We start from the raw sequence: 16,427 nt of genomic DNA on the forward strand, positions 1-16,427 counted from the left end.
GTACGGCAGACACGCGGCCCCAGCGCGAGCGAGGCCGCGAGAGGACCCCCACATGAGCACTGCCCTGCGCAGCATCACGTCGCACGACGTCACCTCATTCCTCGCGGCGCACGAACTCCCCGAACCGGCCGGAGCACCGCGCCGGTCACCGGCCGGCATGGTCGGCAACACCCCCGTCCTGTGGATCGGGGAACCTTTCAACCCCACGGGCCGCGGCTTCTGGGCGAAGCTGGAGGGCGCCAACCCCGGCGGCATCAAGGATCGCCCGGCGCTCCACATGGTCGCCGCGGCCCACAAGCGGGGCGATCTCTTGCCGGGCGCCCCGATCATCGAGTCCACCAGCGGCACCCTCGGTCTCGGCCTGGCACTGGCCGGGATCACGTACGGCCATCCGGTCACCCTGGTCACCGACCCCGGGATGGAGCCGCTGATGGTGCACCAGCTCCGTGCTCTCGGGGCGCACGTGGACGTGGTCACCGAGCCGCATCTGGTAGGCGGCTGGCAGGAGGCACGCTGCGAGCGCGTGCGTGAACTGCTCGCCCATACGCCCTCGGCCTGGTGCCCCGACCAGTACAACAACCCCGACAACGTCGCCGCTTACGCACCGCTCGCCCTCGAACTCGTCGTCCAACTCGGCCGGATCGACGTCCTGGTCGCGGCGGTCGGCACCGGCGGCCACTCGGCGGGCATCGCCCGCACCCTGCGCACCTTCAGCCCGGACCTCAGGCTCGTCGGCGTCGACTCGGTGAACTCCACCGTCTTCGGCCAGCCCGCCGGCCCCCGTCTGATGCGCGGCCTGGGCAGCAGCATCCATCCCGCCAACGTCGACCACGCGGCCTTCGACGAGGTCCACTGGGTGGCCCCCGGGGAGGCGGTGTGGACCTGCCGTCAACTGGCCCGCGGCCACTACGCCAGCGGCGGCTGGAGTGTGGGCGCGGTGGCGCTCGTGGCGAACTGGCTGGCCCGTACCGAGCCGGAGCGGAGCCGGATCGCGGCGATCTTCCCCGACGGCGTGCATCGCTACTGGAACACCGTCTACAGCGACCAGTACTGCCACACCTACGACATCCTCGGTAGCTTCCCGGCCACCGAGCCGGACGAAATCGCGCACCCCGGTGAGCGCACGGTGGAGCGTTGGACCCGCTGCACCAACGTCGCCGTGCCCGAAGGGGCTAAGCGATGAAGTCCCTTGCCGCGCAGTTCCGTTCGTTCAACGGATGCATCCGTCTGCTGATGATCCAGCAGTTCACCATCAACACCGCCTTCTACATGCTCATGCCCTACCTCGCCGTGCATCTCGCGGACGGGCTGGGCCTGGCCACGTGGGCGGCCGGCCTGGTGCTGGGGGTGCGCAACTTCGCCCAGCAGGGCATGTTCCTCGTCGGCGGCACGCTCGCCGACCGGCTCGGCTATAAGCCGGTGATCGTGGCAGGGCTCGTGCTGCGGACGTTCGGCTTCGGCCTGCTCGGATTCGTCAGCTCACTGCCGGCTCTTGTCGTGGCGTCGGCGGCGACCGGCTTCGCGGGAGCGCTGTTCAATCCGGCGGTTCGCGCCTATCTCGCACAGGAGGCGGGGGAGCGGCGGGTGGAGGCGTTCGCGGCCTTCAACGTCTTCTACCAGGCGGGGATGTTCGTCGGCCCGCTGATCGGACTCGCCCTGCTGGCTGCGGACTTCCGGCTTATCTGTTCCGTGGCCGCGATGCTGTTCCTCGCCCTGACGGTGATTCAGCCGCGCCTGCTGCCCGCCCACGAGAACACAGCACCAGCCGAACCCGGCGGTGGCAGCGTGCTTGCCGACTGGCGCACGGTCGTCGCCAACCGCCCGTTCCTCCTCTTCGCCCTTGCCATGATCGGCTCATACGTCCTGTCCTTCCAGGTGTACCTCGCGCTGCCGTTGCAGGCGCACCGCGCCGCCCCGGACCAGGGCGATGCGGTGACCACGGTGCTGTTCGCGGTCTCGGCCGCGGTCGCCGTGGCCGGCCAGTTGAAGATCACTGCATGGGCCCGGGCGCGCTGGTCGTCCCAGCGCGCCATCGTGTACGGCATCGCGCTCATGGGTGCGGCCTTCCTCCCCCTGCTCATCGACACCGGACCGGCGTCCCGGGCCTCCGGCCCGGCGGCCTTGACCGCGGCACTGGCGCCGCTGTTCGTGGCGGTCGTCCTGCTGGGGTTGGGCACCGCGATGGTCTACCCGTTCGAGATGGACACCGTCGTCTCCCTCGCCGGCGGACGCCTCGTCGCCACGCACTACGGGCTGTACAACACCGTCGCCGGCCTGGGCATCACTCTGGGCAACCTGACCACCGGCGCCGTCTGGGACGCCGCCGACCGTTGGGGACGTCTGGAGCTGACCTGGTGGGGTCTTGTGGCGACGGGCGCGTTCTGCGCCGGCTGCGTCGGGTTGCTGGCGCGCTCGGGCCGCTTGGCCGCGTGTCCCAAGCCGGAGCTCACGGCGGTGGCCTCGTGACCGCGAACACGACGGCCGCCCCGGCGGGCGGGCTCGTGGCGACCCCGCTGAGCGGCATGTGCGCCGACGTCCTGGTGCGGGCCGAGCACGCGTGCGTCGGAGTCAGCCCGTTCAACAGCTACTTCTCGGTCGGGCGGATTCGGCAGATCGCGCAGTGGGCGTACGGGCGTTTCGCGCGGGTCGACTTCTTCGTCCCGGATGGCCCGAGCGCGTACACGTTGCAGGCGCTGGGGGTACCCGCCGGAGCGGGCGGAGTGGAAGGCGCGCAGGCAGGGGCAGTACACCCGCAACAGGATCGGCAGCGCGCTACGGGAGCTGGGTGTCCACGACGGCCGCAGCCGGATCCTGGGCTGGGCGGAACTCCAGCGCGTCACGGCCTTCGCCCGCCTGCACGCGGAGGGGCGCGATCTGTACGAGCGGGACGAGCTCTTCCGCGCCGTCTGCCGGGAGACCAGCGCCTGGGTGCTGGCAGGAAGGCTCCCGCAGGGCCGTCGGCCGGATGAGCGTCAAGTGGACTGCGCTGTACGGTACTTCCTCGCCGAGCTGCCGCTGTTTCTCGACACCGCGGCCATTGTCGGAGCCGAGGCATCGGTGTTCTGCTACCACCAGCCACCGGCGTTCCTGTACCGCCTGTACGATCATGAGCTGGCCCGGCATCCCGCCGCCGATCAGGGATTCGTCGTCCTCACCGAGTCAGGCCCGCGGGGCGGGGAGTCGCGCGGGAAGCTGGTAGCCGCTGACCCACCCCTGCATGCTGCTGATCATCTGGGCCCAGACGCCGGTGACCTGCAGCACGCCGACAAGGACGAGCAGGGCACCGCCGGTGCGCATGACCCCGCGCGTGCCGCCGCGCGAAGTCGAAGACACGCAGGCTCTTGCCGAGCGCCAGGGTGAAGAGCAGGAACGGGATGCCGATGCCCGGGGCGTAGAGGAAGGCGAGGAAGGCTCCGCGCCTGCCGAGCGGGTGGTGAGCGAAAGGGAGAGGACGACGGCGAACGTCGGGCCGGATGTCCTGGTGGCCGTACTCGATGTGGTCCCGCACCCGTCGGCGCCCGGACGTCTGGGCGCAGGCGGTCCCGCGGCGCGGATCTGGGCGAGCTCCGGTCCAGGTCCTTGTCCGCTGGAGCTGTCCATCCGGGGCCGGGCGCCGTGGCCGGGCGTTCATCGCAGCCACAGAAGCAGGAGATGCGGCGCACGACCGCCTGACTGTGGGCTCGGTGTTAGGTGAGCACATGGCGGCGCGCGGCCTAGAGGCGCCGGGCTTGACGACGGTGGGAAGGAATGAGCTGCGGGTGGTGTCGGTCAACCGTCACCCGTACGACGCTTTCCACCCCCATCGGGCTCGCGCACCGCCACACGGGGACGGTCATGCCTTCAGCGACTGGATGCCCTTGCGCAGCACAGAAGCCCTTGAGAAGCTGTGTCACATCCTCTTTCCGCAGTTCACGGCGTTGTGAGGCGTGGTCGTGATCCGGTCTGCCGTTCGGATGGGCGTCGATGGACGGATAGCCGAACGGCGGCTGGGGACTTTCAGACGGCTGTCGCGAGGGAGGGGGAGGCCGCCTTGGGCTGACGGCGGAGGCGGGCCAGCCGGCGCGTCATGAGGGTGATGAACGCTCACTGGATATGAGCTTCGGCGTGGGACATCAGGCGTTCGTAGTCCCTCACGTTGCGCCGGGCCCGCACGAACTGTGCGCTGCGCTGGCGTCATTGCGTCCACCTTCACGCCCCGTGCCCAGGAGGGCTGCCGTCCGTACGGTGACGACATGGGCTGATGACCCACGGCTCACCTGGTTTTGCTTGGTCAGCAGTTGACGACGCTGTGAACCGGAGTCCAGTCGCCCGCTGGGTCCTTGCTGTGGGCGGGCGGCGTCTTGTAGACGAAAGCACCGCTAGAGCCATACATGTAGGCGACGGTACCCGTGCTCTGGTTGTTGTCCCAGGAGCCAGGGCCAGACCAAGTGCTGAAGTAGTACTAGTCCGTCCTGCCGGCCCTCATGCCACAGGACTCACAAGACCACCTCACCGGAGCCCCCGGCCGAACCCACCAGCGTCAACCCAACCACCGACCGCCCCGCTACCCGTCCCGCCGAACAGCGCTCCTGGATACAGGCCCACCCGTCAGCAATCCCGAACAACCCCCGCCAAACTCACCGACCGAGCGAACCCCACAAACCTCCAGCTCACGACACAAGCCACCCACCGCCCACCCCCACGAGCCCAACGCCTTTCGCACAGATGAAGATCGTTCTTGCCCAATTGGGCAAGGGTCCCGGATCAGCTCCCTGGCACGCGCGCCTGCCGGGGAACGGGGCCGCACGCCTCGATCACGTGGGTGTGCTCGCGCAGCACTGCGAGCACGGACGCTCCGTGGGAACACCCCCGCGTCGGCGGGGAGGACGTGGACACCAGGGAACAGACCGAGAACACGAACGGAACACCCCCGCCGACGCGAGGATGTTCCGTGCACGGCGACGAGGTTGGTAACGGTGACCGCGTCCTCCCCGCCGACGCGGGGGTGTTCCGACCCGGTGGGGCGATCCGAGTCGGAACTTCAATGTCCAGGGACCACATCGGTCGGTGGGCGGCCCGTCACCGGGTGCTACGGGCTGCGTTCAGAAGGGGGATTTGGGCAAGTCGGCCAGGCGCCGTGCCCAGAAGGTGCGGTGGATCCAGCGGGCTTCCCGGGCGTGGACGAGACGGTGGCCCCGCAGATACGCAGTCCGCGCGGCCTCGACCTTGTGCGCATAGGCGGCGAGGCCGGAGTCCGCGCCGCGATGCACACGACTCAGGTGGGCGTCGACGGCCAGGCCCGCGCTCATCCCGGTGTAGAGGGCGGTAAGGACGCCCTGGGAGGAGAGCGGGTCGAAGGCGATCGCCGCGTCCCCGGCGGCGGTCCAGCTGTCCCCGTACACCCGGTCCAGGTGCGCTGTGTGCGCGGCGGCCCGGCGTGGCGCGACCGGTGGCGCAGGCGGGGGCCCGTGCCTGTGGGTCCACCGGGACACGTGCCTGGTGGCCGACAACCGTCGGTGAAAGTGGCGCGCGGTGTACGGGGCGGCAGACAGGTCGGTGTCGGTGAAGTAGGCGACGAGGCGCCTGCCGGAGGGCTGTGGGGCGGTGTACCACCAGCCGTCCTTGTCTGATTCGACGAGGGAGCGGCGGTCGGTGTCCCGCCGGTCCGTCTCCAGGTGCGCGTAAAGGGCTGCGAGCCGGTCCCGGACCCACCGCCGGGCCCCACACCGGACGGCGATCGCGGCAGCGCGGCCGGTGGCGTCGATCACCCAGCGGCAGCACACCGTGCGCTCCCCACCCGCCCCAGGAGCATCGGCAGGGCCCGTCCCGCCGCGCAGAGTTAGAGTCCAACCGCCGTCCGGCCTCCGGGCCATGCCGCGTACGGCCGTGCCCTCGGCGACCTCGGCTCCCGCCGCGCGGGAGGCGTCGCGCAGTCGCCGGTCGAAGAGCCGCCGGTCGAGATGCCAGCCGTGGCCATGCGGATCGTTGATGAAGTCCACGGCGTGCAAGTCGGCCGAACCCCACGCCGAAAGGCTGCCGTAGCAGGGCAGGTGCCCGGACCCGAGAACACGGTCAGCGACGCCGAGGTCACCGAGCAGGACCCGCCCGGCGGGCACGAGTGTCTCGCCGACCTTCGGCGGCCCGGTGCCGGCGTCCGCCAGCAGAACCGTACGGCCGGCCCCGGCGAGTGCGATCGCGGCGGCGCAGCCGGCCGGGCCGCCGCCCGCCACCACCACGTCGTAGGTTTCCGCCCCCGGAGCCAGTGCGGGGCTCACCGCTCCTCGTGGAAGGGGTCGAGTCTTTCGAGGTATCCGGCGGCGATCTCCTCCTCGAGGTAGCCGGTCGCCTCCGCTGCCTCGCTGACCGCCTGTGCCACATGGTCGGCCTCGACGGTTTCGGGCGCGAGCCTGTCCGCTGGCCAGATTCCGCCTGCGGCGGCCAGCACGGACGGACCTGCCTCGGGCACCTGCAGGTTGACCAGGTTCGCCGTGTCAGGTGCCCGGTCGAGCGGTGCTCCCGGGCGCGACTCCACGTGGATCCGTTCGGGGAACTTGCCGTCGCCCACGGTGTAGTCGCGCACCTCGATGACGCCAAGCTTCGACCAGTCCTTGATCATCTGTGCGCGCTGCTCGTTCATGGTGCCGCTGAGGCCTCGCAGCCAGGTCGCCCGCCGCTCGAACGCCTCCTCGCGGGCACTGTCGTCGCCGCTGGCCGACGGCGTGTTGACCTTCTCGAAGTCCTCAAGCTTCAGCACATGGTTCGGCACCTGGGCAGGCCAGAAGGTAGGCAGGTACGGGCTGTAGCGGGGCCCGAGATTGGCCAGCACTTCGTAGCCGGAGCGGCAGCTCGCGGTGTCCGCCTGCCATGGGGCGGCCATCCAGCGGGTGAGGTCGCCGGGCCCTTGCGCGAACAGCGGGCCGTTCGCGGCCGTCGCTTCCTGCGGGGTGAGGGTGGGCCCGTAGTCGGGTTCCGCGGTGTTCGGGGCTCGGTGCTTGATGCGGAAGGGCGCGCTGAACATGCTCGGGGTCCTGATGGGCCAGGTGACTTCGCACCCGGGGTGGAATGCGTCGGCCGCGCAGCTTTCCAGGGCGGCCCGGTCCAGCAGTCCCGGCTGCTCGGCGACCGGGGCACTGTCCACGTTCGGTCGGGGCTGCCGCAGCGGTCCGGTCTGGAAGGCGCCGTCGGCCCAACGACTCAGCATCCAGTCCTGGGTCGAGGACAGTTTGCTGTGCTGACGCACGGACTTGGGCTTGCTGGCCATGGCGTCGCCGTAGAGCCACGGCCACGGCACCGGGGACGTTCCGTCGCGGTCGTAGTCGCGCAGGGCGACGTACGTCTGGCGGCGCAGTTCCCGGTTCCGCTGGGAAGGATCGGCCAGCCGCTTCCGCATCGCCGGGGAGAGGAAGAAGTTGGGACCGTTCCAGCCGAACTGTGTGGCGAAACCATGGTTCACCCACTGCAGATCGCACAACCGGCGCAGTATCGGTTCAACATGGTCGGCAAACGAAATCTGCGGCGGGCGGGTCAGCGAACCGGCCTTGACGAAGACATCGAAGAGCAGGTCGTAGAGGGTGCGGACGGATTTCACGCCGGGGGCGTAGTGAGGGGGTCCCACCACGACCCAGGCGGGGGTGGCGGTCAGTTCTGTGCCGTCGATACGGACCTTCGCCGTCACCGGGCCGTCGGACACGTCGTCGTACCAGGTGTCGTTGTTCGCGACTCCGGTGATCGGGCTGTTCTTGTAGGAGGCGGAGTTTCCCCTTCCGCCGAGCACCAGCAGGCGGCCGTCGGATTGGGTGGAAATCTCCCCGAGGTACACCGCCTTGTCCATGATCTTGCCGGAATCGAATTTCTGCGTCTCGGTCATCGAGCCGCGAACGGTGCGGCTTCCGGGGTCGATGACCAGCTTCTTCCGGTCGGCGCCCACGACGTCGGCGTTTCGCCGGCCGTACTGCTCCGGCGCGAGTGTCTTGCCCTCGGGGATGTCGAGCGGCACATGGAACTGGTACCAGGCGGCCTTCTTGTTGGCCAGGTGCACTGTCCACTGGATCTCGGAAACACCCGCGTCGCCCGGCTTCAGCTCCCGCACGACCTCCCCCGCGGCGTTGTAGCCGTATACCCGGAAACGTGCGGCCTGCCTCCGGATCGCCCCGGATCCATCCTTGTACGAGCCAAGGTCCCCAGGTTTCTGATCCGGTGATTCCGGGCCGATGAAGGGTGTTTCTTTGCTGTTGCCGACCCGGGCGACACCAATGGCAGGGTGAATTTTCACCTGCACGATTTTAACGTCCATCGAACAGCCTTCCGTTGCAGGACCGCCGGTTCGATCTTAAACGTAAGATCTTGCGATTTCGGCCGAACATCGAGATTACCGAATGGCTGTGCGGATGCATCCTGGGGCGCCTAATACTCCAGCAGTGCTTTGACGTTTTCCCTGCTCAGGGGCGGTTTGGGTGAGTGTAGTGGGCCGGCTGTCGGCCCGAGTTCTCTTTCCCGGACCGCCCCTCGATCGTGTGCAGCCGCCGCTGATAGTGACAGCGTTGGGCGACGGCTTGGCGTCGTCTGCGCCAGTGTGACCATCTCAGGGCGTGTGCGCTGGTGAGGTGTTGGGGGCCTGCACGCCTCGGGGGGACGGGCTCAGTCTGCTACCGCAAGGGGCACGGGCACCCCTGCACATCAGGGACCCGCATGAGTGAAGTCTTCCTGATCTGGCTGCTCTGGGCCCGATGTTGCGTCTTACTGCGGTCAGCGACGCATCGGTACGTGCTGGGGCTGGGGGAGGGGCAATGAAGTATTCACTGAGCGACAAGCAACGGGAGCTGCTGCAGAAGGTTGCGGCAACGTCGAAAGGCTACGAGGCAGCCAGTGTGCACAGTGGTGTTCTGTGGGCGCTACAGCAACGAGACCTGGTGAAAACGAACTACGGCCCCACAGGCCGCCGGCTGGTCACACTGACGGACAGCGGCCGCTTCTATCTCAAGCACGGAAGACACCCCAAGGAGGTGGAGGCGGACAAGCAGCGCTTGAAGGATGACTCGGCTCAGGCCGCTCTCGCGCCGGCCGACGGACCTGAGCTCGTTGCCGCACACCACCTTGGCGGAGCCGTTGACGATGTAGGACTCGCCGGAGCCGGAAGTGGTGATCTTCGGACCACGCTCACGCCGCGCTGGGCCTGCCGTGGCCGTCCGCCGCTCCGCGCACGCGTCCGACCACGTCGGGCCCGGTGGGTCACGGGGTGCCGGTCGCCTCCGGCATCGCGCCGGTTTGTGGGCTCGTAAGGGGCGGGCGGGTGGCGATGAGAGGGCCGATCAGGGCCAGGACCACGTGACGGCTCCCTCAGCACGACCGCCGACCTGACCGCCTCTACCAGGCGCTCCGGGGCGGCCGACTCCTGCACCCCGCCCAACTGGCGGAGATGAACACGACCGTGCGCGCCACGGAACTGGATCCCGTATGGCCCGGCGCGCTATGGCCTCGGCCTGATGAGCTTCTCGCTGACCTGCGGCGGCTCGTACTACGGCCACGTCGGCGACCTCCCCGGCTACACCACTCGGAACGGCATCAGCGCCGACGACCGCCGGGTCGTGGTCCTGGAAACGAGGGCGACGGCGCTTCCGGCCGCTCCACCGAGCAGGCCCGGAACGTCCTGATCGACGGGCAGTTCTGCGGGACGTTACGCCACCCGCGGTGGCTACGACCTCTCCCGCACGGCGGCCTCCGTGAGCCTCCGCGCCGTCCGTACGGCGCTGGCGACCGCCTCGTCCGGCCCGAGCCCGCACAGATCGGTGAGCGTGAACAGCGCCTCCGCGCCGACGACCACGGCGAGGTCGCGCTTGAGCTGGGCGAACGCCTCGGGATCGGCCGCTGCGAGCGTGTCCTCCAGGGGGAGGAGTGCGTGGTCGATGAGCCCGAAACGGACCCCGGGGCGGTTGGTCACCGTCTCGGGCCGGGTGATGGTCGCCGAGATCATGGCGCGCACCGATCCCTGGCGGGCGAGGATGCCGCGGAGCAGGAACTCGCAGGCGAAGGCGATGCGTTCGACGGGGTCGGTCGAGTCCGCGACCGGCGCGAGCGCCTCGGCGGGGGGTGGCCATACGCCCGCCAGGGCCTCGCTGATCAGCGAGGGAAGATCGGGGAAGTAGCGGTAGGCGGTGGCCTCCGACACCAGGGCAGCCCGCGCGATCGCGGGCATGGTCACTTCGCCGCCGGTGCCGATGAGTTCGCGGGCGGCATCGACGATCGCGGTGCGCGTGCGCATCTTCTGGTTGCTGCGGCCGGTGCTCACGCCCGCACTGGTCCCGGTCTGTGTCGCCATCGATGTGTCCCCGATCCTGCCCGTAAGTCCCGGGTCAGCTTATCACTGCCAACCCTCTTTATGAGAGTTCACTTGCACGTTGAGGGTCAACCCTCTACTGTCCTCTTTCGTGAGAGCTCGCTCTCACGAGCGTTGAGCAACAAGGACCGAAGGAGAAAACGATGAACGACGTCTCCCTGGTAGGCCCGGACGACGGCGAGACCATCCACCTGGGACCGACGCGGATCCGCATCCTCGAAGACGGGAGCACCACCGGACACCGCCTCGGAATCGGCGAGATCACCATCGCCCCGCACACCGAGGGCCCACCGCAGCACCGGCACGCCCAGCACGACGAGGGCTTCTACGTCGTCTCCGGCACCGTCCACTTCACCATCGGCCAGACCACCCACACCGCCCCGGCCGGCACCCTCGCGATGATCCCGCCCGGCGCCCCGCACACCTTCGCCAACCTCGGCGACGAACCGGCGGTGATGCTCAACACCTTCACACCGGACCTGTACGTGCAGTACTTCCGCGACCTGCGCGACATGGTCGCCGGCGGCCGCGAGATGACCCCGGAGTCGACGATCGAGGTGATGAGCCGGTACGCCACAGTCCCGGCCACCGACTTCGCGTAACGCCCACCCACCCCCCGTACAGAACCGCCTACTCGAGGAGTACCTCCATGACCGTCACCACCACCCACACCCTCTCCCTCGCCCAGGGCGACGTCGACCTCACCGTCGAAATCCAGGGCAGGTCACAGGGCGAGGGACATCCCTTCCTGCTCCTGCACGGCGGCGGCGGCCCCCAGACGGTCGCCCCCTTCGCCGGGCTCCTCGCCGAGCAGCGGCCTGCCAGCATCATCACCCCGCTCCACCCCGGCTTCGGCGGCACCGTCCGCCCCGCCTGGCTGACGGACGTCCCCGCCCTCGCCCAGCTCTACGCACAACTGCTCGACACCCTCGGCCTGGAGGACGTCACCGTCGTCGGCAACTCGATCGGCGGCTGGATCGCCGCCGAACTGGCCGTACTCGGCAGCGACCGGATCAGCAGCGTCGTCCTCGTCAACGCCGTGGGCATCCAGGTCCCCGGCCACCCCGTCGCGGACACCTTCCCCCTTTCCCCCGTCGAACTGGCCCAGCTCTCCTTCCACGACCCCTCGAAGTTCCGCTTCGACCCCAGCGCGCTCTCCGACGCCCAGCGCGCGGTCATGGCCGCCAACCGGGCCGCGCTGGAGGTCTACTCCGGCCCGCACGCCATGGCCGACCCGACCCTGCTCGAGCGTCTGGCCAAGGTCACCCACCCGACGCTTGTCGCCTGGGGCGAGAGTGACCAGGTCGTCGACGCCGACTACGGCCGGGCCTGGGCGGCCGCCATCCCGGGCGCCCGGTTCGAGCTGCTGCCCGGCACCGGTCACATGCCGCAGGTCGAGACGCCGGCCGTATTCCTGCCCGTGCTCTGGGACTTCGCGGACGCGCACGCCACCAACCGCCCGACCCACTGAACGGGAGCAGGTCATGTCCGAACTCGGGGGCAGACGGCAGAAGTTGCTCGTCCTGACCATCTGCTGCATGAGCGTCCTGCTGGTCAGCCTCGACGCCACCATCCTCAACGTCGCGCTGCCCTCGATGCAGGACGACCTCGACTCCACGGTCTCCGGCCTGCAATGGACCCTCGACGCCTACACCATCGTGCTCGCCTCGTTCCTGACGCTGGCCGGCTCCACGGCCGACCGCGTCGGACGGCGGCGCATCTTCCGGCTCGGCCTGGCGTTGTTCACCGCCGGGTCCGCGCTGTGCAGCCTGGCTCCGACACTCGAGTGGCTGGTGGCCTTCCGGACGGTGCAGGCGCTCGGCGGCTGCATGCTCACCCCGGTCGCGATGGCCATCCTCGCCAACACCTTCACCGAGCCGCGGGAGCGGGCACGGGCCATCGGCGTGTGGGGCGGGGTGGTCGGGATCAGCATGGCGGCGGGACCGATCCTCGGCGGCCTCCTGGTCCAGTCGGCGGGCTGGCGCTCGGTCTTCTGGCTGAACATCCCGATCGGCCTGGCGGCCCTCGCGCTCACCGTGCGATACGTCCCCGAGTCCCGCGCCCCCCGGGCCCGCCGGCCCGACCCGGTGGGACAGCTCCTCGTCATCACCCTGCTCGCCACCCTGACGTACGCCATCATCGAGGCCCCCGACGAGGGCTGGACCTCACCGCCCATCGCGGCCTGCCTGGTCGCGGCGGCGGGCGCGCTGGCCTGGTTCATCCCGTACGAGAACCGGCGCACCGAACCCCTCATCGACCCGCGTCTCTTCCGCAGCGCACCCTTCAGCGCGGCCACGGCGACGGCGGTCTTCGCCTTCGCGGCACTGGGTGGTTTCCTGTTCGCCAACACCCTCTATCTGCAGCGGCAGTTGGGCCTCAGCGCGCTGTCCACCGGGCTGCACCTGCTCCCGATGGCGGTGCTCTCCCTGATCTGCCCGCCGCTGTCCGGGCGGATCGTGGCCAGCCGAGGCCCGCGCATCCCGCTCCTCCTCGCGGGCACGGGCATCACGGCGAGCGGGCTGCTGGCCGTCCTGACCACCCGCTCCACCCACCCCTCGTACGCCCTGCTGTCCCTCACCTACGCCCTGTTCGGGCTCGGCTTCGGCTTCGTCAACGCACCCATCACGAACACAGCCGTCTCCGGCCTGCCGCGCGCCCAGGCCGGGGTGGCCGCAGCGGTCGCCGCGACCAGCCGCCAGATCGGTTCCTCCCTCGGCATCGCGGTCATCGGCGCCGCGATCGCCGCCGGCGTCCGCCCCGCACCCTGGTGGATCATCACCGGCTGCGGACTGGCCGTCCTGATCCTGAGCACGTTCACCGTGCACGCTTCCGACATCGCCGGGGACCACGGCTCGTTGCGCGCGCGCAACGGACGGCGGATCTTGAGGGCTACGCGATAGACATGGGGGCCGAAGCGCCGGTGGAGAGCGGCACCGCTTCGACGCGGACTCCCTGCCCGCAGCGGTGGAAACTCAAGTGGCCGTGGCCGCCACCGGGCACGAACTCGTCAGGCGTCCGCGATCCAACTGCCGTGGAATCCCAGCGGCACCCGGCCGGGCAGCTGGATGCGGGCCAACGGGCGACCGTCGAAGTCCTGGGCCGAAAGGATCACCAGGTCGCTCGCGCCGCGGTCAGGGTCGCAGGGCTGATGCGTTCTCAGCCAGCGAGATGAACTGATCGCGTATGTACGCGTCGATACGGACCCTTTGCCCGGTTCGCCATTGAGCGGTGTGCATCGTGAAGTCGCAGGTCACGGGTCTGGTGTGGATGGCGAGTTGGGTACTCGTGGCGGTCGGCGGCCGATGACCATGGTGTAGATCATCGGGCAGGTCCGGTTCTGGCGGGATGCCGGGTTCGGCTGCGCTCACGACCGGCCCCCGCCTACGATCCGTCAGCAGGTCGGCACACAGTGAGAACGCGGGAGGGTGCGGGGGATGCAGGAGCGGCAGCGGATCACCGCCCGCCGGAGCGAACTGGATGCTCTCGCCGAGGAGTTGGGCAAGCAACTCCAGGAGGCGTGCCGAGCGGCACGATCTGGCGATCGCGGAGCGGAGTATTGAACCGCCTGGCCGAGCAGGCCCGGGCCGATGCCGGGCTGTCTCTCCGGCATCGACGAAGGTGGCCGGGCGGGCAGTCCTGCTCATCCCGCACCGCGGCGACGCGGCCGACGAGGGCGGGCTGCCCGGCGACTACTGCAAGATCCTGGCGATCGTCCGGGAGGCGGACGGCCCGGTGCAGGTCAGGGCGGTCGGCGAGCGGCTGGGGCTGGACGCCTCGGTACACGGCAAGCTGGAACCTTTGCGGGCTAAGATGACCAAGCTCGCCGCCCGGGGCTGGCTGCACAAGCGGGGCGACGGGCGGTTCACGGCACGTCCGTAGGCGCGCGGGGCGGGCCCGTAACTGACGGGCCCCCGACGGCAATGGGGATCGCCCTCCTGCTAGAGCACTAATGGGCGCTGAAGAAGTCGGTGAGGGCGGTGGCGACGGCCTCGGGCTGCTCCTCGGGGATGTAGTGACCGGCGTCGGGCACGATGACGCCGGTCACGTTCTCGGCCCACGGGCTGATGGAGGCCGCCATATCCGGGATCGAGCCGTGGCTGCTGGAGATTCCGAGGACGGGCGCGGTCAGTCGCCGTTGCTCGAGTGCCGCGCGGTTCTTGCGCGCGGACTCGGCGGCGTCGCGGTAGTAGGCGAGGCCGGCGCGCAGGCCGCCATCGACGGCGAGGGCTGCGCCGTAGTGGTCGAGCTCTGCTTCCTCGAACGCGTCGGGCGTGAGGGACTTGGTCTTCAGGAACCAGCTGATGTACTCCCGCTCGCGGCCGGCTATCAGCGTCTCGGGAAGATCGGGCACCACGTGGAACGCGAAGTGCCAGGTCTTGAACGCCAGAGTCGGGTCGAGAGGGATCGCTTCCGGCATGGTGATACCGGGAATTCCGGCGTCGAGCAGCGCGACCCCGTGCAGTCGGCTCTCGTAGTTCAGGGCGAGGGAGAAGGCGACCCAAGCGCCGATGTCGTGCCCGGCGAGCCAGTAGTCCCGCACGCCGAGAGCGTTCACAGCGGCCTGGATGTGCGCGGCGACCGTGTGCGTGTCGTAGCTGAGCTCCGGATGCTCGGAATTGCCTTGGCCCGGCCGGTCAATCGCTATCACCCGGAACCGATCGGCGAGAGCAGGCATGACCTTTCGCCAGGCCCACCACGTCTGCGGGAACCCGGTGAGCAGGACGACGACCGGTCCGTCCGGCCGACCGCCTTCGACGGCGTGCAGGCGGACGCCGTCGGCGTCGACCCAGCGGTGCGTGAATCCGGCCAGGTCATGCAGGGGCAGGGCGGGGACGGGGTTGGTCATGGGAATCCTCCATCGAGGCGGTTGGGCCGTGATTCGACGCTAGCACGTCTTGAACTGATCAGTTCAAGATGAGAGGATGGGCTGCATGGCAGGCAAGAAGCAGTTCGACATGGACACGGTGCTCGACGCCGCGATGATCCAGTTCTGGCGCTCCGGCTACGCCGACACCTCGCTCGACGACCTGTCCCGGGCGACCGGCCTGAACCGCAGCTCGATCTATTCCTCGCTCGGCGACAAGGACGCGCTCTTTCTTCGCTGCCTGGATCGCTACGCCACGCGCTACGGCGACAAGTTCGACGCCGCCCTCTCGTGCGCGGCCGAGGACCCCGTCGCCGCCGTCCGTGCGTTCTTCGATGTCACCCTGGGGCGCATCGCCGACCCCGCCGTGCCCGACGGATGCCTGATGGCCCAGTCGGTCATGGCGAGTCCGGCGCTGAGCCCAAGCGTCGCAGAGCATGTCAAAGAGTTGTTCGGCCTACAGCGCCCGCGCCTGCGCACCGCGCTGAAGGCTGGCGGAATGTCCGACGAGAACGCCGAGGACTTCGCCGTACATGTAGCGGCCGTGAACCAGTCTCTCGCGGTGATGGGTAGGGCCGGGTCGAGCCCGGAGCAACTCCGGGCGATCGTCGGTGTGACTGTCGACGCGCTCGCGCGGGCGCTGAGACCGGTCGGATAGCTGGCATCTCAAATTTCTGCCTGAGAGTCATAGGCGCTTCTCAATGTTCGGAGGGGCAAGGCAGATGGCTGATGTAGCCGGCGTCAACCTTGGCGGGTTGGAGGAGTCGTCCCTCTGGGAGTGACGGAAATACGCATCACGGAACCCTGCACAGCGGTGACCTGCGCCGATGATCAAGGTTCTCGAAGCCTTTGATCAGAACAGGGGTCGCGTTCGCGTGCCATCCTCCCTAATCGGTGTCCTGCAGCGCCACTGCCAGGGCATCGACTCCGCCTGCCCGGATCCGGAACCGCAGCAGTTCACCTCCCTGGCGGAGACGTTGAGCCGGATACCCGATCCCTGCCGGGTCCGCGGCCGTCGCTACCACCTGGGCTCCCTGCTCGCGCTGTGCCTGGTCGCCGATACCGACTCCAGCCTGCGCGAACAGCTCGGGCTCGCTGCCAGCACACCGAACGCCTCCACACTGGGACGACTCCTCGCTCGTCTGGACGGCGACGCCTTAGACGTCATCTCATTTGGCGTGTTCGATACCCTGTTGACGTGGGAATCGTTGAGCGGCTGGTGCCGGACGAGTTGTGGGAACTGTTCCAGCG

14 protein-coding genes and 2 pseudogenes are annotated in these 16,427 nt (G+C 69.2%); 11 read left to right on the forward strand and 5 right to left on the reverse strand.

Annotated features, from left to right (window positions below; genetic code table 11):
• Positions 1–52: 52 nt before the first annotated feature.
• The 4 genes and pseudogenes from ABZZ74_RS45125 (at position 53) to ABZZ74_RS45140 (ending at position 3,360) form a co-directional block, all read left to right on the forward strand.
• Positions 53–1,183 carry a PLP-dependent cysteine synthase family protein gene (locus ABZZ74_RS45125; protein WP_356949946.1) on the forward strand — a complete coding sequence of 377 codons (1,131 nt, stop codon included), beginning with the start codon at positions 53–55 and terminating at the stop codon, positions 1,181–1,183.
• Complete coding sequence (locus tag ABZZ74_RS45130; RefSeq protein ID WP_356949947.1) at positions 1,180–2,466, forward strand: MFS transporter; 1,287 nt, start codon at positions 1,180–1,182, stop codon at positions 2,464–2,466. Before ABZZ74_RS45125 ends, ABZZ74_RS45130 begins: the two co-directional genes overlap by 4 nt.
• A 56-nt stretch (positions 2,467–2,522) precedes the next feature.
• Positions 2,523–2,633 (forward strand): annotated as a pseudogene (locus ABZZ74_RS45135) (tRNA-dependent cyclodipeptide synthase); the annotation flags it as partial.
• 31 nt (positions 2,634–2,664) lie between these two features.
• Positions 2,665–3,360: a tRNA-dependent cyclodipeptide synthase gene (locus ABZZ74_RS45140; protein WP_356949948.1), complete on the forward strand. Its 696-nt coding sequence runs from the start codon at positions 2,665–2,667 to the stop codon at positions 3,358–3,360.
• Positions 3,361–5,081: 1,721 nt separating this feature from the next.
• On the opposite strand, the gene ABZZ74_RS45145 is transcribed toward ABZZ74_RS45140, so the two are convergent.
• Both ABZZ74_RS45145 and ABZZ74_RS45150 read right to left on the reverse strand, forming a co-directional pair.
• Entirely contained in the window at positions 5,082–6,254 is a 1,173-nt protein-coding gene (locus ABZZ74_RS45145; protein WP_356949949.1) for an FAD-dependent monooxygenase, read from the reverse strand.
• Positions 6,251–8,272: a LodA/GoxA family CTQ-dependent oxidase gene (locus ABZZ74_RS45150; protein ID WP_356949950.1), complete on the reverse strand. Its 2,022-nt coding sequence runs from the start codon at positions 8,270–8,272 to the stop codon at positions 6,251–6,253. Before ABZZ74_RS45150 ends, ABZZ74_RS45145 begins: the two co-directional genes overlap by 4 nt.
• 1,189 nt (positions 8,273–9,461) lie before the next feature.
• On the opposite strand from ABZZ74_RS45150, the gene ABZZ74_RS45155 reads away from it, so the two are divergent.
• Positions 9,462–9,629 (forward strand): hypothetical protein, encoded by a 168-nt coding sequence (locus ABZZ74_RS45155; RefSeq protein ID WP_356949951.1) that lies wholly within the window; start codon positions 9,462–9,464, stop codon positions 9,627–9,629.
• Between the two features lie 41 nt (positions 9,630–9,670).
• Here the strand turns inward: ABZZ74_RS45155 and ABZZ74_RS45160 are convergent, their stop codons facing one another.
• Positions 9,671–10,294 (reverse strand): TetR/AcrR family transcriptional regulator, encoded by a 624-nt coding sequence (locus tag ABZZ74_RS45160; RefSeq protein WP_356949952.1) that lies wholly within the window; start codon positions 10,292–10,294, stop codon positions 9,671–9,673.
• Between the two features lie 161 nt (positions 10,295–10,455).
• On the opposite strand from ABZZ74_RS45160, the gene ABZZ74_RS45165 reads away from it, so the two are divergent.
• Genes ABZZ74_RS45165 through ABZZ74_RS45175 form a run of 3 tightly spaced genes read left to right on the forward strand, consistent with a single transcriptional unit; the run spans position 10,456 to position 13,212 of the window.
• Positions 10,456–10,914 (forward strand): cupin domain-containing protein, encoded by a 459-nt coding sequence (locus ABZZ74_RS45165; RefSeq protein WP_030928739.1) that lies wholly within the window; start codon positions 10,456–10,458, stop codon positions 10,912–10,914.
• 47 nt (positions 10,915–10,961) lie between these two features.
• Positions 10,962–11,783 carry an alpha/beta hydrolase gene (locus ABZZ74_RS45170; protein ID WP_356949953.1) on the forward strand — a complete coding sequence of 274 codons (822 nt, stop codon included), beginning with the start codon at positions 10,962–10,964 and terminating at the stop codon, positions 11,781–11,783.
• 13 nt (positions 11,784–11,796) lie between these two features.
• Positions 11,797–13,212, forward strand: a complete 1,416-nt coding sequence (locus tag ABZZ74_RS45175; RefSeq protein WP_356949954.1) for an MFS transporter — start codon at positions 11,797–11,799, stop codon at positions 13,210–13,212.
• Positions 13,213–13,319: 107 nt separating this feature from the next.
• On the opposite strand, the pseudogene ABZZ74_RS45180 reads toward ABZZ74_RS45175, so the two are convergent.
• Positions 13,320–13,451: pseudogene (locus tag ABZZ74_RS45180) on the reverse strand (carotenoid oxygenase family protein); the annotation flags it as partial.
• Between the two features lie 479 nt (positions 13,452–13,930).
• Between ABZZ74_RS45180 and ABZZ74_RS45185 the strand changes: the two are divergent.
• On the forward strand, positions 13,931–14,191 hold the full coding sequence (locus ABZZ74_RS45185; RefSeq protein WP_356949955.1) for a hypothetical protein: 261 nt from the start codon (positions 13,931–13,933) through the stop codon (positions 14,189–14,191).
• Positions 14,192–14,258: 67 nt separating this feature from the next.
• On the opposite strand, the gene ABZZ74_RS45190 is transcribed toward ABZZ74_RS45185, so the two are convergent.
• A complete protein-coding gene (locus ABZZ74_RS45190) occupies positions 14,259–15,158 on the reverse strand; it encodes an alpha/beta hydrolase (protein WP_356949956.1) in 900 nt (299 codons plus the stop codon).
• Positions 15,159–15,243: 85 nt separating this feature from the next.
• On the opposite strand from ABZZ74_RS45190, the gene ABZZ74_RS45195 reads away from it, so the two are divergent.
• Together ABZZ74_RS45195 and ABZZ74_RS45200 are read left to right on the forward strand one after the other, a co-directional pair.
• On the forward strand, positions 15,244–15,834 hold the full coding sequence (locus ABZZ74_RS45195; protein ID WP_123971155.1) for a TetR/AcrR family transcriptional regulator: 591 nt from the start codon (positions 15,244–15,246) through the stop codon (positions 15,832–15,834).
• A gap of 169 nt (positions 15,835–16,003) precedes the next feature.
• A partial coding sequence (locus tag ABZZ74_RS45200; RefSeq protein WP_356949957.1) for a transposase family protein occupies positions 16,004–16,427 on the forward strand: 424 nt, incomplete at its 3' end.

It is taken from the genome of Streptomyces sp. NPDC006476, assembly GCF_040612015.1.
GTDB classification, from domain to species: domain Bacteria; phylum Actinomycetota; class Actinomycetes; order Streptomycetales; family Streptomycetaceae; genus Streptomyces; species Streptomyces griseorubiginosus_B.